Genomic DNA, 20,604 nt, shown 5'->3' with positions numbered 1-20,604 from the left:
ATATAATCTCTTTTAAACAATATCTTTAAGATAAAAATTCAACTTATAGCCAAAATTTCAGATTTTTTATGATCATAAACGAGCCTAAAAAATTTAATGTTAAATGTGTAAAAACGTAACAATATCTAAAAAGATTATTTAAGTTTTGATTGATATTTTTATAAGATAGCTTGACTTTATAAAAATATTACTTTAGCGGGATGACAAATTTATAAAAGAAATTTAAAGAGATAATAACTAAAGATAAATTAATAATAAATTTAGGGGCAAAGCGCCCCCTAGTTTTAATATAGACCAAAAGTTCCGTCTGTTCTTTTGTAGATGACGCGCATTTTGGCATCGACATCGTTAAATACGTAAAATTGTTTATCGCTTGATTTTAGTTTATCAAGCGCTTCTTCTACCTCAAGAGGTTTGTAAATTTCAAGCTCCATAGGCACGATCTCTTCGACACCTTCGATCTTTTCTTCGCCTATTCTCGAGCGAAATTCTTTATCATCAGCCTTGCCTTTTACTGTAAATTTCTTATCGTGCTCTCTTCTTAAAACTTTTGAAGCCTTTTCGATAGCAAGATCTATCGCCGCATAGAGATCTTTATCTTTTTGGCGGACGACTATCGTGTCTTTATGTGCCATATTTAGAGAAAATTCTGCATTAAAGCCCTTTTTACCTTGCTTTTCGTCTGCTCCTACTACGCATCTTGCTGAGATGATGTCAAGGTTGTACTTGCCAAGGGTGTCAAAAGCGTCTTGGATATAGTTTTTGATGGGCTCTGTTAGCTCAAATTGTTTTCCTACAATGCTTATGTTCATCGCAATCTCCTTTATAGAAAGTGAGATGATTATAACACGACGAAACTAAAAGCAAATTAAAGTAAAATATTTATAAAATTTTAAAGTTTCTGAAGAGTTCGTTTGTGAAAATTTATAGGATTTGAGGCTTTTCCCGGTTTTGAGCTGACAAAGACATCTAGCATTATCGTGCCTTGATTTGCTCCTTTTACTATCACAGCATCTTTGTTTTTACAAGCATCGCCCATATCGCCAAAGTATTTTACATATACTTTAAAAGTAAAGAGGTCGCCAAATTCGCCTGTTATAGCTTGGTCATTATTTCCAATGCAAGTAGCACTAAAATCATTGCTTATAATGGCTAGCATAGCGTATTCTGTCGCTGCACGAGCTACTAGCTCGCTTTGCTCTCTTAGATAAATTTCACTATTTTGCTTAACTGAAGTGCTAGCGATCGAAAGAGCTAGCATACAAATAGAGCTTGCGATCACCACAAAAAATATCGCTGCAATGAGCGTAAATCCTCGCCTCATCAATAAACCGCCTTTGACTTACAGATGGTTATCTCTGAGTTTTTTGCTCTCATGCAAAGTTTTAGCACGATGACGCCATTTTTTTCTATAAATACAAATCTCGTAACATTTTTAGCAAGGGTTGCTTTTTCGCCATTTTTATAGCCCTGTCCCATCCATGGACGATAGTCGTAGTATAAATTTAGATCAAAGACGCCATTTGCTGTATCTTTTGGATCAGCACTTTGCTCTGGCACTATGGCATTTGCTGTGTAGGCTAGATGATACTGCTCTGAAATTTGTTTGTTTGCAAAACCAGAAATTTCTAGAGTATTGCCATCAGTGCTTTTTACACCAACTTTTGCTATGTCTAAATTTAAATTATCCTTATATCCAAAAGAGTTTTGCACATCATAATAAACATCAGAAAATATCGCCACCACGCCGCCATCTTTATTTGTAAAATCCACACAAGTGGCATTTCTTGTGTCATCTTTGCAAGTTAGGTCTTTTATGGTTTCAACAACTTCAGTGGAAAAATTACTTCCAGGGCTTATAAGACCAGTTGCTGGCGAGCTATTAGCAAGATCTACGTAGCCACTATATCTGCCTGCTTTATTACCAGAAGGCACATCGTTAAAAATTTCATACGCATAAGGGATAAATTCTAAAATTTCATAGCCACTATTTAAATTTACCCTGCTATCGTTTAGTGGCAAAAACCCTCCGCTAGGTTTTCTAGCGATCACGCTTGGCTTTATGCGGTGCTCTAGCCTCTTTGAAATTTGCTCCAGTGCGATTTCCGTTTGCGTCTCGAGCTCATTTACTGTCCTTGTTTGAAAGTAGTTTGAGTAGATGTTCATCATTGCGTTAAAGCTCATCATAGCGATGATACCAAGGATGACTATGACGATTATAAGCTCAAGGAGCGTAAAGGCTCTTTTCATTTCCACACTTTCGTATTTAGCGAGCCACTCTCGCCTAGGTTAAAAGCGTAGGCTTTTAGCACTGATGTCGTCTCTTGTTTTGTGTCATTTTTATATGCAGTAGCAGTTACTATTATCTCTTTTATGTCACTGCTTTTTAGTGGTAAATTTGGCTTAAAGTCTCCATTGCCGCTTTTTATCGTGGCGTTATAGTCTGATCCGACGATATAGTCTCTGTTTTGATTTGCCGTATTTAAATTTTTATTTCTTTTACTATAGTAATCTACCGACCTTATCGATGCATCAGGTGGCTCGAGGTCTGGTGAGTTTTCATAGGCAAAAACTCTATGCCCATCGCCTGTTATTTTGTTTATCTTATAAAATTCATTTCTTTGATCGCCTGGATTTAAGATGATAGGAAAGAAATAAGCTGTCTCAGCACTAGCACTAACGTTTGAGGCTTTTATGATCCTATTACTAAAAGGAGCTTTTAAGATAAGTCCTATATAGGTTTTAGCGTTCATCAAGCTCTCTTGTGTAATAGCCTTTTGATTTAGCTCGGATGTCGTTTTTAAAACCAGAGGTATTGAAATGCTAACGATCGCCACGACGATGATCGAGAGGATAAGCTCTATAAGAGAAAAGCCTCTTTTTACCAATAAATTCTCCTATTTGTCTTATCACTTAGATCGTTAAAGTTATTTTCACCACCTACAACATTTCCCACGTCGCCTTTATCTGAACCACTTTTTAGTGTTTTACCCGCCCAGTCACCATTTGGCACGAGAAATCTCACATTAAAGTCGCTTGTCACTGCATTTTTATCAAATTCATTATATATTTGCCACTCTCTTGCATGCATTTTAACCACATCAGTGACTGCTTTTGGATTGCTTATAAAGATAGTTTGAACTCCGTCTTGGACAGCACTTACATCATTTCTTAAAATGGTTTCACTAATTTTATTTGTAAAACTAAAATCTGAAAAAGCAAGCATACTTGCTCTATAGTGTGGATTCACAAACCAAAAAGGAGCTGATGGGAATTCTTGCCATGTCTCTCCAGTTGTTTGGTCTTTCATATATTCATTTTTGTCACATCCATTACAATAGGCTCCATAGTAAATTTTCGCTATAAATCCTAGATACGAACCCTCATAATATGGAGCATAAACCCTACCATAGTAAAGCTTAGCAGATGTTTTTTCACTAGGGCTTGGTTTTGTATATGGCGCACTGCCTAATTTTCCATCGCTTATGCTTTTAAACCCAAAGTCATCACTTGATACTGTGAAAGGATTTTTCGCAAGATTTACCTTTCTAGCAAAGTTAAAATAAACCTCAGCAGTCGCTTTACCATCTTTAAACGCACTCTTATCAACATAGAACATTCCTTTTGTCGCAGTTGGCCCAATGCGCTTTTTTGTCTTTGAAAAAGACACCGGAAAAAATAAAATTTCATCATTTGCTTTTTCGAGCGTGCCAGCGTTTCCGTCATTATCTGTGTAGTTTAATGGCACTTGATCAAGTCCTATATCAAAACTAGTGACATTAGCATAGCATCCGTCTTTATAAAAAGTTGCAGTGTCACGGTTAAATAGCCTTGCTACAACATCAAAAGTCACTTTTACCTTTTGGTGATAACTACTATCGATATAGGTAACACTATTGCTTGGTATTATTTTTAGATTACTTATCTCAAGATCTTCTGGTTTAAATTGAAATAAAATGTTATTTCCTTGTCTTATCGCCATATCGCAACCAACCCTGCCTTCGTTGTCTGGGTCTTTACTAGGGTCATTCTCGCTTGAGTCTCTCACGCAGTCATCTGCTCTTGGACTGACGTGCTTATCATTTCTAGTATAGCTTGTATCTTTTATCTCAAAGTATGCATTACCTATATCAGAAAACGAAAATGGTTCTTCAGCCCCAGAAGAATTTAATCTAAAAATATTACCGATAGCTTTATTCTCTTTATCAAAGACAACTTTTAGTCTATTGTCGCTCACTAACCCTGAAGCATCACAACCAACTAAATTTATAGGATGAAGACCGGCAACTTCATTTGAATTACTTATGCCATCTATCGTATTTATATACCCTTTTGCTATTACGTCATCACTTGTTAAAGCAGCGAGCTTGTAGTTTGTGTATGATTTTCCACCTACAAGGTCGAGATTTTTTCTTACAACAGCATTTAAATCTGTGTCATATACAGCAAAATAACTAGGTCTAACAGCAAAGTCATCTAAATTTTCGCATGCTACGATCTTGGTCTGTGTCGCAGGAGTGGCTTGTGAGGCTCTGGTATGTGAAATTCTAAATTTAAGACTCTTATATGCCTTATCTACCTTGATCCCCTCTAGTAAGACCTCGCTTTTTCCATTAAATTTTACATCATCTTTTTTATACAGATTTTTATCTTCGCCTACATATAAACTTGTATCATCATCACAAGACTTAACTAGTTCTACCTTTACATCTCCGACCAAAGAATTTGGCTCTTTTTTGCTACCGTCTTCTCCGTAGTTTGTTATATATACATTAAAAGGCTTTCCTATTATTTGAGTAAGAAGCCTATTTTTATTTTTTCCGCTTCCATCGTCTTGATTAGTGCTTGGTAAAAAATTATTTGGTTCGTCTTCTTCTATTTCTATATTATGTGAGTAGGGATCGCACTTTTTCATATCTATTTCATATGGCGTTAGATCTAAATTATTGTTTGCTATCGTAGCCTTATAGCTATTTTCTATAAATTTTGTATCAAGTTTAGTCTCAAAAACGGCATAGGCGCTATTTGCACCATTTGTCTCTAGCTTTCCACCTACATTTGGCTTAGCGCCATGTCCTAAAAAAAATGTCAGTGTATCCCCACTTAACTTTTGTAAGCCATCATTGTCATTAAATTTTTGATACAAAGGATTACTCTCAGAAAAGGATGATGGTTCTGCGACAACTCTTATCGCGGCAGATGTATCGTCTTTATAAATTTGTCCTTCACTTATCTTTGCTCTAAGAGCAAAATTAGTAACAGCCTCATTTGTGGGATTTTTTACTTTTAAGATAGTTTTTAAAATAGCACCTTTTGGCAACTTTATAAAAGAGTTTTTTGCTAATGGTATAAAATTCGGGTCATCTGGCTTTTTTTTATAACTGATATCTTCTACATAGCATACATGTGGTTTATACACGCGGTTAGAAAAGGCAACAAGTGCTAAATTTATATTTTCACTTGTTGTTATATTATTGCCAGAGGAATCAGTATATTTCCTCTCAGCAACCGTTACCTTCATCTTAAGTGAATCTTGTGAATTATAAGCAAAATTTGATATGTTAAAAACATCTAAATCTAGTTGGTTATTATAAACTCTATCTGTATTCATATGAGCGCCAAATTTTGTAAAAGACGAGTTAAATTGATTGTTGCTTGGGTTTTCTGCATTATAGACCGTATCACTATTGTCATTATCATGAAAAGGTTCATAGGCTTTTTGTATCTGTATCTTTTCTCCATCTACTTCACGTTTAGAGCCAAGAGCAAACATAGTAAATGTCGCATCTATATCTCCACTCTTTGGAGTATATATATCATCAAATCTCAACTCAACATCATCAAAGTTAGCACTGCTAGAACTATCTTTTATAGGCTCAGGTGCTAACATCTTAAGCCCATCATATATAGTAACTAGCTTTGTATCTATATTTTTCTCTTTAGCAGTTTTATCATCAAAATCATATATGATAAGTAAAGTCCAACCAGCGTATTGCGAAGGAGAGTATTGATCCCAGTAGCCACTACTATCTTTTCCAAGAAAATATAGCAAAGAACCGGTTCTCGAAAAACCTGGATAATCTGATATTTTTAAATTATACCCTCCTCTAATAACCGCTTCAGTATCATTTATACTTATAAAATCACTTCTAGGATCAACCGAGGTAGCCCTTATATTTCCAGCTGCAAATGTTCTATCTTGCGAAGTAGTTCCAAAACTCTCTCTTACCTCTTTCGTCACATCTGCACTCGCTGTATATAGATAAGTTATGCCAGCTTTAACAGCAATTTGCTGAGGAGCAGACCAATCTGCCATAAAAACAGAATACGACATAGATTTTGGACGATACTCGCTAAAAGAGCCAAGCCATTTTATATCTTCTGGCTTGGCATCTATAGTTATCGCTTGTGATTTACCAGGGACTTTAAAATCTATTTGCGAGTAGCCTTTTAAAAATTTCATAGCATTTGAATAAAAATTTATACCACTATCTGCTGTATTGTATGGAACAGTCCAGTTTTGTGTGATAGACCCAGCCCAATAAAGCCTAGCATAGACTATGTTTTCACCTTTTAGGTTATTTTGTATAAAAGTGTTTTTTTCACTAAAATCAAAAGTGGATTCCTCTGAATTTTGACAATAAGAAGTATCATTTGGATCATATATAAAAGAAGTTTGACAAATTTTTGAGCTATTTGCAGGAAAATTTGCATTATTTATAAAAGATTTTTTTACAATACTAGACCTAAGTGAGCCTGTCGAAGGTGTAAATTTATACCCATCACCATAATAAGCTGAGTTTGGTAACAAAATGGTAGCACCAATAACAGCCATATCTCCATTTACTCTAGTGATATTTTTACCATTTACTTTTCTTATGGTTAAGCCATCTTTTGCATTATTATCTACCGCTCCAACCAAGTCTCTTTTTGCGCTATTACTTGGAACATATACATAGTATCCATTATTGGCCATGCCGCCATTATCGACATCACCACCAGAAAAACTTGTCGTATATATGCTCCAAGTTCTATTAAATTTTTTTATACAATGTGGGATATTTTTAGAAGAGCCAGAGTTATCTTTTTCGTCATCTATCATACATTTATAGCTTATATTTCCACGTGGGGGGAGATTGCAACCGATAGAAATTTTTTCACTTGGTGTGCACTCTCTAACTGCAGAAAAACTAAATGTAACAACAAAACAGAGTAGATATACTATCCTACGCAAGAAAATGCCCTCCTTATAACAATAACAAATCAATCATTGATTTTATAGATGTTTTACTGCTTTTGTATGAAATTTTCTATCATTTCAGCTTGTCCGTATTGTGGATACTTTGTAACGTCAAGCACTACTTGAGATAAAGTCATATTGTCCATATTGCAAACGATAGGAGCCACGAAATTCACGGTTGATTTCTCAAGAGGGAGGGCAACTACTATGATGTTATAAATTCTAAGTTGAGAACTCTCTTTAATGTCCATAAGCTCTTCGTAGTAGCTTGGGATGTCAAATTCATAACTTCTTAACGCAAAAGGATTTATCATTGTAAAAGATGTTTCATCATCTTTGCTCGCTAGCTTAACAAAAAATTTATCGAGCTCAATAAGTTCCATCGTCTTGATATGCTCGAAGCCTAAAATAGGGCTTTTAACACTAAAAATCATACTAACTCCTGTTTTGTAAAATTGCCTTATTTTAGCATAGTTTTAAAAAATTTATACAAAAATAATGCCAAAAAATGTAAAATAAGCGAATTTAAAATTTTTAAGGAAAAGCATGAAAAGATTTTCTAAATTTCTAGCAGTCGTAGCTCTTTTAGGGCTTTTTAGTGGTTGTGCTGAAAAATACACCGAACTTTACAATCTAACTCCAGACGAGTGGTACGCTCAGGTCATCGCTGACATAAAAGATGGCGATCTGGAGTCAGCTGATAAACACTACGTTTCAATGGCTAGCGAGCACGTTGCAAGCCCACTTTTGGAGCAAATTTTACTCATCCTTGCCCAAGCTCACGCAAATGACGAAGAGTATCTTATGGCAAATCACTATCTTGATGAATACATCAAAAGATACGGCGATAACGGCCCAAAAACAGAATTTGCCCAGTATCTAAAAATAAAAGCAAATTTTGACTCATTTACCCAGCCAAACCGCAACCAAAAGCTAATGGAGGATAGCGTAACTGAGATCGAGAAATTTCTTTATATGTATCCAAATACCGAGTATAAGCCGCTTATCGAGACAATGCTTATCAAATTTAAACTTGCTCTTTACTTCTTAGACATGCAAATAGCAGATCTTTACAAGAGAACTGGCCGTGACGTTTCGGCTAAAATTTACGAGCAAAAGCTAGAAGAGTCGCCGTTTAAAAACTCAGACCTTATCAAACCTGACGTGGCATGGTATAGAAAACTGTTTGAATAGGAGAAATTTTGCAAATAAACGAAAACAAAGGCTTCCCAACTGAGATCCCTATCATAGTTGAGGACGAGCTATTTTTATATCCATTTATGATAACGCCGCTTTTTTTAAGCGACGAAGAAAATTTAAAAGCGCTTGAGCTTGCCATACAAGGAGAAACGCCGATCCTTGTCGTTCCTACAAAGCCCCAGCAAGACGGCGCTAGAGACTTTGACGGCATATATGACGCAGGCGTGATCGGCACGATAATGCGCCGTGTGCCGCTACCTGACGGACGCGTAAAAGTGCTATTTCAGGGCATCGACAAAGGTAAAATTTTAAAACAATCAGGCATAAACCCACTCCGTGGCATCGTCGATATGCTCCACGTCAAGCGCCCATCACAGGTCAAAACTGATGCTCTCATCGTAGTTTTAAGAGAAAAAGTAAGAGAGCTTTCGCAGTTTAGCCACTTTTTCCCGCCTGACCTTTTAAAGACGATCGAAGAGAGCGCTGAAGCGATCAGAGTTTGTGACCTAGTTTCAAGCGCACTTCGCCTAAAAAAACAGATCGCTTATAGCTTTTTTGTCGAAGAAAATTTAGAGCAGCGTCTACTAAAGCTCATCGACTACGTCATCGAAGAGATCGAGGCAAACAAGCTTCAAAAAGAGATAAAAAATAAGGTTCACTCAAAGATCGACAAGACAAACAAAGAGTACTTTTTAAAAGAGCAGCTAAAGCAAATTCAAGCTGAGCTTGGGGCGGACACGAGCCGAGAAGAAGAGCTTGAAGAGTATAATAAAAAGCTTGATGCGAAGAAGAAATTTATGGCTGAGGACGCCTATAAAGAGATCAAAAAACAAATAGACAAGCTTTCGCGCATACACCCAGACTCAGCAGACGCAAACACCTTGCAAAGCTACCTTGACTGGGTTTTGGAAATTCCATTTGAAAATATAGCTAAGAAAAAGTCATCTATCACCGAGGTGAGCAAGCACCTAAATGCCGACCACTACAGCTTAGAGAAGCCAAAAGAGCGCATCGAAGAGTATTTTGCTTTGCGCGAGCTTTTGGAGCTTAGAGGTGTTGGCGAAAAGGTAAATAACGGCGCCATTTTATGCTTTGCAGGCCCTCCAGGCGTGGGCAAAACAAGCCTTGCAAACTCGATCGCAAAGGCGCTAAAGCGCGAGCTAGTCAGGATCGCACTTGGCGGACTTGAGGACGTAAACGAGCTAAGAGGCCACCGCCGCACCTATATAGGCGCTATGCCAGGCCGCATCGTGCAAGGGCTCATAGAAGCCAAGCAGATGAATCCAGTGGTTGTACTAGATGAGATCGACAAGGTCGGCAGAAGCTACAGAGGCGATCCGACCGCTGTTTTACTTGAAATTTTAGACCCAGAGCAAAACAACAAATTTAGAGACTACTACCTAAATTTCAACATCGATCTTAGCAAGATCATCTTCATCGCCACAGCAAATGACGTGAGTATGATACCAGCCGCGCTTCGCGATAGGATGGAGTTTATCGAGCTTAGCTCATACACCCCACAAGAGAAATTTGAGATCGCTAAAAAATATCTCTTGCCTCAGGAGCTTAAAAAACACGGCCTAAAACCAAGCGATGTAAGCATCAGCAAAGAGGCACTTGAGCTAATAATTAGTGACTACACAAGAGAGAGTGGTGTGCGAAATTTACGCCGCAGGATCGCTGATATACTAAGAAAAGTCGCCAAAAATATCCTCACTAAAAAGAACGAAGGCAAGATCAGCATCACGGCTAAAAATTTAAAAGAGTTTTTAGAGAAAAAGGTCTATGAGATAGAGCCAGCTGATAAAAAAGATCAGATCGGCTTGGTAAATGGCCTAGCGTGGACAAGTGTCGGCGGCGATGTGCTAAGGATCGAGGCTATCAGGATACAAGGCAAAGGCAATATGCAAATCACCGGCCAGCTTGGCGACGTGATGAAAGAGAGCGCTCAGATCGCATTTAGCGTTGTAAAAGTGCTGATCGATAACAAAAAACTAAAAGTGCCAATGGCTATCGTGCCAAAATTTGACGATGACAAGAACAAGCTAGAAGCCAGCGACGTTTATAGACGCTATGATCTTCACTTGCACGTGCCAGAGGGTGCGGTGCCAAAAGACGGCCCAAGCGCTGGCATCACGATGACAACTGCGATTGCATCGATCTTAACCGATACAAAGGTCAGACACGATGTAGCGATGACTGGCGAGATCACACTAAGTGGCAGGGTGCTGCCTATCGGTGGGCTAAAAGAGAAGCTTATCGCCGCTCACAAAGCTGGCATCAAAACAGTTCTCATACCTAGTAAAAACTATGACCGCGACCTTGTCGATATCCCGGCTGAAGTAAAAGCCGATATGAAGATCATCGCAGTTGATACGATCGATGACGTCTTAAAAAACGCTCTTGTAGCTAAAAAATAATCTTTCTCTAGCCCCATTTTGTCTCACTTGGGGCTAAATTCACTATCCTAAAAACCAAATAAAAAGCCATATAACGCATAAAAGCAACTAATAATTTAAACAATATAAGCACATGCGGCACACTAGAGAAAAACAAATTTTAAAATTTATGAGCGAGCATATCACGCTTATAAATTTAGTGGCGAATGACTATGAGTCCTAAATTTAGTAAGTTGCTAAGACGAGTGAGTAGGATTTTAAAAATTTATAAATTTTTTTGTTAAATCAGATGAGCGTCAGGCAAATTTTAAAATTTCATGAACGAGTAATTTCGGCTTTAAAATTTGAACCAAGCTGCAAGCGAAGCCAAATTTTAGTAGTCAATTCTTAGGGGTGAATGGAATTTTAAAATTTGCAATAATAGAAATTTTATATTATTTTCACAGAAAAAACTTTGAATTCTAAAATTTTTATTAAAAAGGAAGACAAGGGAGAGCTTAAATTACATTCTGTTTGTGGCTCGCAAATCAAAATCTAAAAAAGAACAACTCAGACTTCATTGTAAATTTTAGAATTTATTTTAACTTCAAGCCTTAATACTTACCTCTACTCGCCAAAAAATTTCTATTTTTTATCTTTCTCAGTCTGGACTTTATCTAGCTTTATATATCCCATTTCAACTAGCTTATTATAAATTTGAGAGATTTTTGGTCCAGCAGCGCTACCACCGTGACCGCCGTGTTCGACAACCATTGTGATGACGTATTGTGGATCCTCATAAGGCGCATAGGTCGTCATCCACGCGTGAGATCTTTGCAGATACGCCATATCCTCCTCTTTCATACGTTTCTTTTCAGTTTGTGAGATGCCAACGACCTGAGCTGTTCCAGTCTTTGCCGCAACCTTTACAAGACTTCCCACAAAGTGCCTATTTGCCGTGCCTCTTGGGTGATTTGCCACCTCATACATCGCATGCCTAATGGCAGGTAGCTGCGACTTTTCAAACGGCGTAAAAGCATCATCTGTTGGCGTAAAATCAACATCCTTGCCATCTATGCTCTTTAAAAAATGCGGCGTCACATTTAGCCCAGTTGCAAGGCCAGCTGTGTATTTAGCCACCTGCATAGGCGTGACTAGAAAATTTCCCTGTCCTATAGAGGTGATGAGCGTCTCGCCTTGAAACCACGCCTTGCCATACTTCCTCATCTTCCACTCCCTGCTTGGCAGCGTCCCCACAAACTCGTTTGGCAAATCAACCTCCGTTTTCCTACCAAAGCCCATGCGCTCAAGTATCGGCACAATGGCGTCTATACCTATCTTTTGACTACCCTTGTAAAAATAGTCATCGCAGCTCTCTCTAATGGCCGTGTTCATATTGACCGTGCCGTGACCATGCGAGTTCCAGCAGCGAAATTTACGCCCTCCAAGCTCATACGAGCCACTACAAAAAAAGCTATCATATTTGCTCATGCCATTGTCCAAAAAGGCAAGCGCCATACCCATTTTTACGACAGATCCTGGCGGATAAAGGCCGTTTATCAGCTTATTTGTAAATGGGTGATCGACGTTTTTTACAAGCTCCTCCCACTCAGCCTGGCTGATACCAAGCACAAATGGGTTTAGATCATACTCTGGAAAGCTTCCAGCGGCAATGATAGCGCCATCTTTTAGGCTCATAACTATGACGCTTCCTGCATCTTTGCCAAAGACATCAGCGACAAACTGCTGCAGCTCAAGATCGACGGCAAGCTTTATGTTTTGGCTTTGTGGCGCTTGATAGCTCACCTGCTCGATCTCCTCATTTAGTGCATTTACCTTGATCTTTTTAAAACCCTGAATTCCTTGCAAGATCGGGTTATAAAAGCGCTCTACGCCGCTTCTACCGATATAGTTTGTAAGCTTTGTTAAAGGGTCGTTTTCCATATCTTTTTGATTTGCTCTACCGACGTAGCCGATGATGTGTGAAGCTAGGTCGTTGTATGGGTAGTGGCGCTTTGAAGCGGGTCTTATCTCTAAATTTTCACGCAGAGAAAGGGGCGCAAAAAATGGCAAAAATTTATCATAATCAACAAATTCGACCACGTTTATGAAGTCTTGATTGTAAGCTGAGTCGTTTTTGATATATTCATTTTTAAGCTTTGTGACGTTTAAATCGCCAAATAGCGATCCGATGTAAGCTAGCTCATCGTCTAAAATTTTCACCTTTTTGTTTGCGCTAAGGTGTGGCTTTACATAGATAGAAAAGCCAAGGCGATTGACCGCCATAGGCTTGTCGTGCGCATCAAAGATGATGCCTCTAACTGGCGGGATATAGATAGTTTTGATCGCATTTTGCTCGGCGATCTCGTTGTAGTAGGTGTTTGAATTTACACTTAGGTGGTAAATTCGCCCCAAAAGCATGATCCAAAAAAGAGCGATCACGCCAAAAACGATACGCATCCTCATAGCACTTTATCCCTAAAAAGCACGATAGCAAGCACACTTTCAAGCCCTATAAAAAATAGATACTCTGTGCTAAAAGTCAAATTTGGCTCGTTTAAGACGTAGGCAAAAAGATTATTTATAAGAAAAGTTAGCACATAGCCAGAGGCGACAAAGATGATGAGCAGGCAGTTTCGCCACTTCATCGTCGCATAGAGCCAGTCTAGCACAAAGTTGTAAAATAACAAAAACGCAATGATTGTTGAGAAGAGATAAAAGCCATGAATTTGCTCAGCAAAGACCAAGAAAACGAGCGAAAAATACCATGATGGCTTAAACTCATCATAGTGCTTTTGTTTTCTTGAATACTCCAAAATCATATATGTAAAAAAAATGCCAATAAGTGGCGGCAAGAAGCCAAACTGCGTAGTTGCGATCTCATAAGAGAGCAAAAAAATGGCCAACCAAAAGCCTTTAAAAATTTTAATGTCTAAGCTGCTTATGGTTTGCATTTTACCTACCAAGAGCGTGGTTTATGATAGCTTCCCGTGCCTTGTCGATGCCACTTTTACTGAGTGTCGAGACCAAAATGCCGCTTGGGTCAAATTTCATTATCGCACTCTTTTGGCTTTGATTTAGCTTGTCGCTTTTTGTGTATAAATTTAAGATTTTTTGATCAGCTCTTAAAAAGCTTTTTAGGTAAGAATCCACGTTCACGTCGATGTCTAGGTCAAAGTGCCTAGCGTCGATTAGATGTATAAAAAGTCTGATGTCGCTTCTAAATTTCAAAAACTCATCTAAATTTTTACGCCACTCATCGTGTTTTGACTTTGCCACTTTTGCGTAGCCAAAGCCTGGTAGATCGACCAAGATGAGTTTAAATTTCTCTTTTTCGCCATCTTCTTTTTCCTCACAAAACTCAGCCTCAAAGAAATTTATAAGCTGCGTTTTACCAGGAGTTGATGAGCTTTTGGCTAAATTTTTTTGATTTACAAGTGCATTTATGAGGCTACTTTTACCTACATTTGACCTACCCAAAAAGACCACCTCGCTTGTCACAAAGCTTGGAGCCTCTTTTATGCTTGGGCTTGAAGTGATAAATTTAGCGCCAAGAGCTCTTATCACTTGGTTTTATCCTCGATCTGAAAGATAAATTTAACCGGCTTTTTCTCGTCGCTATTTACACTATATGTGCCATCTTTTTGATTGACTACGATCTTGTCGCCATAGACATTTTTGTCAGTCTCCACTTCGTGCAAATAGCCGTTGCCAGTTACTGTGTATGTTTGCTTTGCTGGCTCATAAATGAGCGTGTCGCCCTTGCCGTCATAGTGCTTATCTTTCATGAAAATTTTAGCTCTAGCGTTGCCTGTGGCTACATATTTTACTGGCTGGCGTTTTTTATCAAAATGCACAACGACTTTGTTTGCTTTTAGCTCGTCGTATGAGCCTTTTTTGATATTTACATTGCCTACAAATTCGCTGATCTGCTTATTTTCATCTGCGAAAAAATCATTTGAAGTGATCTCAACTTGCTCTGCATTTAAAAATGTAAAGCCCAAAATCATCGCTAAAATCGCTGCTTTTCTTCTACCCATGCCCTTAACCCTTTTATCTGCGTTTGTTTTTTACCAAGATCGTAACTTCCACTATCACCTAGTGCTTTGTCGCCGTTTCTAGTGATGGTGAAATTTGCCTCTGATCTTACTATTTTTGTATTTGTGTTATATATAACTTCATCGCTTTTAAATTTCAAACTATCGTTGTTTTCATAGTTTGCATTTTTTTGAAAGATTATCTCATCATTTTGCGAGATAGCCTTGTCTGAGCTTAGAAAATGTCTTACATTTCCCCTTAAAATTCTCGCTTTAAAGTCTAAAAACTCATCCCTGCCACTATATCTGTTTAGCTCGTCACTTTCATAAACTCCACTTATCTTAGTTGAGTTTATCTCGTAATCAACCACGTCATTTACCTGCATATTTGATATCTTGGTATCAACCTTTAGAACATTTGCTAGATATGGGTCTTGAGCCGCTAAAAATATCATCACAGCACTAAAAATAGCCACGACGAAGTAGAAAATTTTTACAACCAACGCTTAGACCACTCGTCGTATAAATTTTCTGATTTTATGATCATCTCGATCATCTCTCTAACAGCGCCATTGCCGCCTTTGTGCTTTAGCTTTGTCTTTACATCAAGCTCTTTAATGGCATCTTTTGGCTTAAAGCTCCAAGCAACTGCGTCTAAAATTTTATAGTCGTTATAGTCATCGCCGATAGCCGCTGCATTTTTAAAGCTAAGCCCTTCAAATTTTAGTATCTCGCTTGCTACTTCAAATTTATCTCCAACGCCTTGATAGACGTGATTTATCTTTAGATCCTCAGCCCTTCGCTCAACGATAGCCGACTTTCTGCCAGTGATGATAGCCACCTTTTTGCCAAGCTTTAGCCAGCTCTCTATCGCATAGCCATCTTTTACGTCAAAAAATTTAAGTTCTTCGCCATTTGCATTATAGATGATCTTGCCATCAGTGAGGCACCCATCAACGTCTAAAAATATAATTTCTATCATAAAACGCCCTTAGTGCTTGGAGTGCCGATCCTTGCATTTTTAGCAAGCGCTCTGCGGAGTGCTACGGCAAATGATTTAAACGTTGCTTCAATGATGTGGTGAGTATTTTTGCCACGAATTTGATTTAGATGAAGAGTGATGGCTGAATTTATAGCAACTGCTCTAAAAAACTCTTCCACAAGCTCAGTGTCAAACTCACCAACTTTGGCATTTTCATTAAAATTTTCATATACAAGGTAGGCTCTGTTGCTAAGATCTAGCGCGCAAAAAACAGCCGCCTCGTCCATAACAACGCTCGCCTCGCCAAATCTCTCAACACCGCTTAATGGATATAGAACCTCCTTTAAAAGCTGTCCCAAAACAATACCAACATCCTCGACACTGTGGTGAAAATCCACATGCGTGTCGCCCTTGCATGAAATTTCAAGATCAAGTAAAGAGTGCTTGGTAAAAGCTTCAAGCATATGATCAAAAAAGCCTATGCCTGTGCTAATATTTGCAACTCCAGAGCCATAAATTTTAAGTTTCATCGAGATTTGCGTCTCTTTTGTGTTTCTAGTTAGTTCTAAAATTTCCTCTCTCACGCCCTAACCTCTTACTATAAATGCGCCTTGGAATTTACCGCTTCTTGCGTAATCCCTAGCCTCGTCCTCGCTTCTAAAGCCATTTAAAAATACCCTATAAATAGTTGAGCCATCTATCGTAAATGTCTTAACGACTGATCTATAGCCATCTATACTTTTGTGCTCTCTTTGGTATCTATTTGCGCCTTCAAGGTTTTTAAACGAGCCAATTTGCACCATAAAATCTCCACCCACAACGCGTTGCTCTGATGAGACCACGATGCCGCCAACCGGAGCTGTTGGAGAGACTGGATTTGGCACTTTTATGCCAGTGCTTGTTGGTTTTGTTGGTTGCACGCTAGCAGTTGTAACAGCGTTAATGTCTTCATTAAAGCCGATAACCTCCATACTAACTGGAGCTGTGCCAGTGCCGATGACATCAAGCTTCATCGCGGCTGCTTTTGAAAGATCAAGCACCCTGTCAGCCACAAAAGGTCCTCTGTCATTTACACGCACGATAACACTTTTTTGATTTCTTAAATTTGTTACTTTAAGTATTGTATTCATCGGCAAAGTCTTATGCGCCGCAGTCATATTGTACATATTATAAACTTCGCCATTTGAGGTCGTTTTGCCATGAAAATTTGGGCCATACCAGCTTGCCGTTCCGCTAGCTTTGTCGCCGACACTTACGACGGTTGGGTAGTAGGTTTTGCCATTTATGGTGTATGGTCTCATTGTTGCTTTTTGAACTGAGGCGGAGTTGTTGCCTCTTACATTAGTTGGGCCACTTGGAGTAAATGGAGCCCCACTCCAAGAACAGCCAGTGATTAGAAGTGTAAAACTTAGTCCTAAGTAGAAATTTAGGCTCTTACGGTATGACAATACTTGCTCCGACATTTAAATTTGAACTAGCCAAAGAATTTGCATCTTTTAGATCTTTTTCGCTTACATTAAATTTCTTTGATAAAGATGCGATCGTATCGCCTGTTTGAACTACATAGTTGTGAGATTTGTTTTGAGTAGAAAAAGGGATGATTAGTTTTTGATTATAGCTTACTGCATTTGTGCTAAGCTCGTTGTAGTCCTTGATCGCTCTGTGGCTAACGCCTGTTTTTTTAGAGATAGAGAGCAAGGTCTCGCCTTTTTTTACTGTATATGCATAGAAGTTATTTTTGCCATTAAATGGTTTGAAATTATCTGAGAAAAGTTGCTTTTTATTTTCAGGGATATAAACGTAATAATCTTTTAAAGTAGGAGGAGTAAATACAAATTTTAAATGCGGGTTATTGCTTTTCATCTTTTTTGTGCTAAGACCGATGCTGTCGCCTATCTGAGCTAAATTTGTACCGCCTGGCACTTTTACTTTCGTAAGTCTTAATCCACCATTTATGTTTAGTAAAGACGACTCCTTAGATATCAAAAAGTCCGCATCTTTTGCTATATATGCCGCTCTTAAAATTTTAATGATAAAATTTCTAGTTTCAGCTGGAAGGTATTTTTTCTCAGCATCAAGAAGTGTTACAAGATCATCTGTACCAGCTTTTTGTATAGCTTTTTTTAATGCACCATCGCCGCAGTTATATGCCATTGCTGCCAAGTACCATTTGCCAAATTGATTTTTAAGTGATCTTAGATAGTTTGTAGCGGCTACAGTTGATTCGACTGGATCTTTTCTCTCATCGGTGTATTGTCCTACTTTTAGGCCGTGAATTTTAGCTGTTTGCTCCATAAATTGCCACATACCAGTAGCTTTTGCGTTTGATACTGTGTGATTTGAAAAGCCTGACTCTATCATCGCTAGGTAGAAAAATGACTCAGGTACGCCTGATTTTTTAATCTGCTCTTTAATCATTGGTATATACATATAGCCGTTTTTCAAGGCATCTGTAAATGTTCTTACCTGTGAGTTTTGTGTGCCTTGTCTCATCTTTGCATAGTGAGAAGTTTTCATAAAGCTAGCATCGATGTCTAGCTCTTTTAAAATTTTAACCTGAGTGTCATAAGAGCTCTTCTCAGGGGCGTTTGCTAGTAGCAAGGTGCTACATGCAAATAATAAAAATATCTTAAGCATTGCTTTCATTTCTATCCTTTTTCGTGTCAAAGCTTAATGATGCTAGCATCTTAAGCAAGCACAATGCCCAAAATTTAGGCAAAGCACTTAAATAACCTTTTGGCATTATCTGAAGTCGTTTTGCAAACTACTTCAAATTCAAGGTTTAAAATTTCAGCTATCTTTTTAGCAACAAATGTCGTAAACGCCGGCTCATTTCTCTTGCCACGATTCGGTTCTGGCGTAAGATATGGAGCGTCAGTCTCTATTAATACCCTATCAAAAGGAATTTTTGGCAGAATTTCAACTAAATTCTTAGCGTTTTTAAACGTCAAAACACCACCTATGCCAAAGTAAAAATTCCCAAATTTACAAAGCTCTAAAAGAAGTGGCGAAGCATTATAACAATGCAAGACCGCTCCAGCTTCAAGCTTTGGTGCATACTCTTTTAAAATGTTAAAAGAGTCCTCATTAGCCTCTCTGATGTGGAGGATAACGGGTTTGTTTAACTCAACAGCCAAATCTAGTTGAGCTAAAAAAACACGTTTTTGATCTTGCTTTTCTCTTATCTTTTCTTCTTCATCTTTTGGCAAGCGGAAATAATCAAGCCCACATTCACCGATAGCCACGCACTTTTTATCTTTGGCAAATTCTCTTAAAGTTTCAATATCAAAATTCTCTTTATCATAGGGATGAACCCCAACGGCAAAGAAAATGTCATTTTTTTCGTGCGCTATTTTAGCCGCTTTTGGTAAATCATTAATATCAGCTCCAGGGATAATAAAGCCTTTTAGCCCTAAATTTCTAGCTTCAGATAAAATTTGCTCTAGGTCAAAATCATAAACTTTACTATCCAAATGGCAATGCGTATCTATAATCATAAAGCTATTTCTACCCTATTTCTACCATTTTCTTTAGCGACATAAAGCGCTGAGTCACAAGCTTCTAGCATATCATCTATCTCGCAGTGACCTTTTCCAAAAGATATGCCGATAGAAACAGTGATTCTTACGATCTTATCTTTTATGATTACCTCATTTTCAGCCACTTTTGCTCTTAAATTTACAAAAAATTTAATCGCCTCCTCTTTTGCTATCTTTTTAAGAACGACGCAAAACTCCTCGCCACCAAACCTAGCGACCACATCTCTTCCTTTTGTGTTGTCAGTTAGTATCTTTGCGAGTGATTTTAGTATCTTGTCGCCACCATCATGTCCGTATGTGTCATTTATCTTTTTAAAGTGATCTATATCAAGCATAGCAAACGCATAAGGCTCATCAAGCTCTTCAGCTGCTTGAACGTACTCTTCTATATCTTGGTAAAAAAATCTTCTATTGTAAGCGCCAGTTAAAAAGTCGCGGTTGGCAAAATTTGCTATCTTATTTATATTTTCCATCGCCTCAATGGTGTTATTTACACGGCAAATGAGCTCTTCTTTTGAAAATGGCTTTGCTATAAAGTCGCTAGCTCCATTTTTTAAAAATATCGAAGCATCAGTCTTTTCGCTAGGCGAGGTCATGACGATCACGCCAAGGTGGTTTTTATCTTTCTCTTTTCTAACCTCTTTTAAGACTTCTAAACCATCTTTGACAGGCATTCTATAGTCAGTTATGATTAAATTTATATCAGGATTATCAGCAAAATAGCTCATCGCCTCTTCGCCGTGAGCCGCTGCTAGGACCTTAAACTGAAGGCTAGTTAAGATTTTTTTTATCATATTTCTAAAAGGTAGTGAGTCCTCAACGACTAGGACCTTGTATTGTCTATTTTTGCTTAGTCTGTTTATCATTTGAAAGATGTAGTTGATATCATCCATGTTGCCCTTATAGACGTAATCAACTATATCTTTGTTTATAAAAAATTCTTTCGTCTTATCATCGATGCTGCCAGTTAAAACGATAGCACAGAGCCCTTGAGCAAGGACATAATCAACGATCTCGCCATTTGGTGCGTCAGGTAAATTTAGATCCAAGATAGTCATAAAATAATCTTTGCCGTGCTCGCTAATTAGCATCTGAGCTTCGGCAAAATCGTACGCAACGTCGATCGCCATATCCTCAATGCTCTTTTCCATCTGCATGACGATTAGCTTAGCAAGTGCCTTATTATCATCAACTACTAGAATTCTTTCCATATTATTCCTGCGATTTT

At 38.1% G+C, this 20,604-nt stretch carries 19 protein-coding genes; 2 read left to right on the top strand and 17 right to left on the bottom strand.

What is annotated here, in order from left to right; translation table 11 throughout:
- Positions 1-284: 284 nt before the first annotated feature.
- The 6 genes from hpf to fliW form a co-directional block, all read right to left on the bottom strand.
- Positions 285-812 (bottom strand): ribosome hibernation-promoting factor, HPF/YfiA family, encoded by a 528-nt coding sequence (hpf, locus tag FZ945_RS06630; RefSeq protein WP_004317788.1) that lies wholly within the window; start codon positions 810-812, stop codon positions 285-287.
- Between the two features lie 80 nt (positions 813-892).
- Positions 893-1,324, bottom strand: coding sequence for a type II secretion system protein (locus FZ945_RS06625; protein ID WP_148803421.1), 432 nt, complete (start codon positions 1,322-1,324; stop codon positions 893-895).
- On the bottom strand, positions 1,324-2,250 hold the full coding sequence (locus FZ945_RS06620; protein WP_148803419.1) for a prepilin-type N-terminal cleavage/methylation domain-containing protein: 927 nt from the start codon (positions 2,248-2,250) through the stop codon (positions 1,324-1,326). The genes FZ945_RS06625 and FZ945_RS06620 overlap by 1 nt, the downstream gene beginning before the upstream one ends.
- Entirely contained in the window at positions 2,247-2,888 is a 642-nt protein-coding gene (locus tag FZ945_RS06615) for a type II secretion system protein (RefSeq protein ID WP_148803417.1), read from the bottom strand. The genes FZ945_RS06620 and FZ945_RS06615 overlap by 4 nt, the downstream gene beginning before the upstream one ends.
- Positions 2,882-7,102: a hypothetical protein gene (locus tag FZ945_RS06610; RefSeq protein ID WP_148803415.1), complete on the bottom strand. Its 4,221-nt coding sequence runs from the start codon at positions 7,100-7,102 to the stop codon at positions 2,882-2,884. The genes FZ945_RS06615 and FZ945_RS06610 overlap by 7 nt, the downstream gene beginning before the upstream one ends.
- Positions 7,103-7,287: 185 nt before the next feature.
- Positions 7,288-7,674, bottom strand: coding sequence for a flagellar assembly protein FliW (gene fliW, locus FZ945_RS06605; RefSeq protein WP_021087648.1), 387 nt, complete (start codon positions 7,672-7,674; stop codon positions 7,288-7,290).
- Positions 7,675-7,786: 112 nt separating this feature from the next.
- Between fliW and FZ945_RS06600 the strand changes: the two genes are divergently transcribed.
- Together FZ945_RS06600 and lon are read left to right on the top strand one after the other, a co-directional pair.
- The gene (locus FZ945_RS06600) at positions 7,787-8,434 is read left to right on the top strand and encodes an outer membrane protein assembly factor BamD (RefSeq protein ID WP_009294177.1); all 648 of its coding nucleotides are present in this window, start codon (positions 7,787-7,789) and stop codon (positions 8,432-8,434) included.
- Positions 8,435-8,442: 8 nt separating this feature from the next.
- Positions 8,443-10,860 carry an endopeptidase La gene (gene lon / locus FZ945_RS06595; protein WP_148803413.1) on the top strand — a complete coding sequence of 806 codons (2,418 nt, stop codon included), beginning with the start codon at positions 8,443-8,445 and terminating at the stop codon, positions 10,858-10,860.
- 603 nt (positions 10,861-11,463) lie between these two features.
- Here lon and mrdA read toward each other — a convergent pair.
- The 11 genes from mrdA to FZ945_RS06540 all read right to left on the bottom strand — a co-directional run bounded on the left by mrdA (position 11,464) and on the right by FZ945_RS06540 (position 20,587).
- Complete coding sequence (gene mrdA / locus FZ945_RS06590) at positions 11,464-13,284, bottom strand: penicillin-binding protein 2 (RefSeq protein ID WP_148803411.1); 1,821 nt, start codon at positions 13,282-13,284, stop codon at positions 11,464-11,466.
- Entirely contained in the window at positions 13,281-13,772 is a 492-nt protein-coding gene (locus tag FZ945_RS06585; protein ID WP_148803409.1) for a hypothetical protein, read from the bottom strand. The genes mrdA and FZ945_RS06585 overlap by 4 nt, the downstream gene beginning before the upstream one ends.
- Position 13,773: 1 nt before the next feature.
- Complete coding sequence (yihA, locus tag FZ945_RS06580; RefSeq protein WP_148803407.1) at positions 13,774-14,385, bottom strand: ribosome biogenesis GTP-binding protein YihA/YsxC; 612 nt, start codon at positions 14,383-14,385, stop codon at positions 13,774-13,776.
- The gene (lptA, locus tag FZ945_RS06575; RefSeq protein ID WP_148803405.1) at positions 14,382-14,858 is read right to left on the bottom strand and encodes a lipopolysaccharide transport periplasmic protein LptA; all 477 of its coding nucleotides are present in this window, start codon (positions 14,856-14,858) and stop codon (positions 14,382-14,384) included. Before lptA ends, yihA begins: the two co-directional genes overlap by 4 nt.
- Positions 14,831-15,358: an LPS export ABC transporter periplasmic protein LptC gene (gene lptC, locus FZ945_RS06570; RefSeq protein WP_148803403.1), complete on the bottom strand. Its 528-nt coding sequence runs from the start codon at positions 15,356-15,358 to the stop codon at positions 14,831-14,833. The genes lptA and lptC overlap by 28 nt, the downstream gene beginning before the upstream one ends.
- Entirely contained in the window at positions 15,349-15,837 is a 489-nt protein-coding gene (locus FZ945_RS06565) for a KdsC family phosphatase (protein WP_004317467.1), read from the bottom strand. Before FZ945_RS06565 ends, lptC begins: the two co-directional genes overlap by 10 nt.
- Positions 15,834-16,409, bottom strand: coding sequence for an imidazoleglycerol-phosphate dehydratase HisB (hisB, locus tag FZ945_RS06560; RefSeq protein ID WP_187424175.1), 576 nt, complete (start codon positions 16,407-16,409; stop codon positions 15,834-15,836). The genes FZ945_RS06565 and hisB overlap by 4 nt, the downstream gene beginning before the upstream one ends.
- A gap of 15 nt (positions 16,410-16,424) precedes the next feature.
- Entirely contained in the window at positions 16,425-17,285 is an 861-nt protein-coding gene (locus FZ945_RS06555; RefSeq protein WP_148803399.1) for a septal ring lytic transglycosylase RlpA family protein, read from the bottom strand.
- Positions 17,272-18,483 (bottom strand): lytic transglycosylase domain-containing protein, encoded by a 1,212-nt coding sequence (locus tag FZ945_RS06550; protein ID WP_148803398.1) that lies wholly within the window; start codon positions 18,481-18,483, stop codon positions 17,272-17,274. The genes FZ945_RS06555 and FZ945_RS06550 overlap by 14 nt, the downstream gene beginning before the upstream one ends.
- 65 nt (positions 18,484-18,548) lie before the next feature.
- On the bottom strand, positions 18,549-19,334 hold the full coding sequence (locus FZ945_RS06545) for a TatD family hydrolase (RefSeq protein ID WP_148803396.1): 786 nt from the start codon (positions 19,332-19,334) through the stop codon (positions 18,549-18,551).
- Positions 19,331-20,587 (bottom strand): diguanylate cyclase, encoded by a 1,257-nt coding sequence (locus FZ945_RS06540; protein ID WP_148803394.1) that lies wholly within the window; start codon positions 20,585-20,587, stop codon positions 19,331-19,333. Before FZ945_RS06540 ends, FZ945_RS06545 begins: the two co-directional genes overlap by 4 nt.
- Positions 20,588-20,604: the final 17 nt, after the last annotated feature.

The organism is Campylobacter concisus (genome assembly GCF_902460535.1).
Taxonomy (GTDB): domain Bacteria; phylum Campylobacterota; class Campylobacteria; order Campylobacterales; family Campylobacteraceae; genus Campylobacter_A; species Campylobacter_A concisus_AS.
This window is presented reverse-complemented; position numbering and strand designations above follow the sequence as displayed.

Excerpts from the sequence above, each read along its gene's own strand:
- FZ945_RS06540 (WP_148803394.1), bottom strand. The coding sequence starts at position 20,587 with ATGGAAAGAATTCTAGTAGTTGATGATAATAAGGCACTTGCTAAGCTA.
- FZ945_RS06585 (WP_148803409.1), bottom strand. The coding sequence starts at position 13,772 with ATGCAAACCATAAGCAGCTTAGACATTAAAATTTTTAAAGGCTTTTGG.
- FZ945_RS06610 (WP_148803415.1), bottom strand. The coding sequence starts at position 7,102 with ATGATAGATGACGAAAAAGATAACTCTGGCTCTTCTAAAAATATCCCA.
- mrdA (WP_148803411.1), bottom strand. The coding sequence starts at position 13,284 with ATGAGGATGCGTATCGTTTTTGGCGTGATCGCTCTTTTTTGGATCATG.
- FZ945_RS06625 (WP_148803421.1), bottom strand. The coding sequence starts at position 1,324 with ATGAGGCGAGGATTTACGCTCATTGCAGCGATATTTTTTGTGGTGATC.
- FZ945_RS06600 (WP_009294177.1), top strand. The coding sequence starts at position 7,787 with ATGAAAAGATTTTCTAAATTTCTAGCAGTCGTAGCTCTTTTAGGGCTT.
- hpf (WP_004317788.1), bottom strand. The coding sequence starts at position 812 with ATGAACATAAGCATTGTAGGAAAACAATTTGAGCTAACAGAGCCCATC.
- FZ945_RS06550 (WP_148803398.1), bottom strand. The coding sequence starts at position 18,483 with ATGAAAGCAATGCTTAAGATATTTTTATTATTTGCATGTAGCACCTTG.
- FZ945_RS06545 (WP_148803396.1), bottom strand. The coding sequence starts at position 19,334 with ATGATTATAGATACGCATTGCCATTTGGATAGTAAAGTTTATGATTTT.
- lptA (WP_148803405.1), bottom strand. The coding sequence starts at position 14,858 with ATGGGTAGAAGAAAAGCAGCGATTTTAGCGATGATTTTGGGCTTTACA.
- FZ945_RS06565 (WP_004317467.1), bottom strand. The coding sequence starts at position 15,837 with ATGATAGAAATTATATTTTTAGACGTTGATGGGTGCCTCACTGATGGC.
- fliW (WP_021087648.1), bottom strand. The coding sequence starts at position 7,674 with ATGATTTTTAGTGTTAAAAGCCCTATTTTAGGCTTCGAGCATATCAAG.
- FZ945_RS06620 (WP_148803419.1), bottom strand. The coding sequence starts at position 2,250 with ATGAAAAGAGCCTTTACGCTCCTTGAGCTTATAATCGTCATAGTCATC.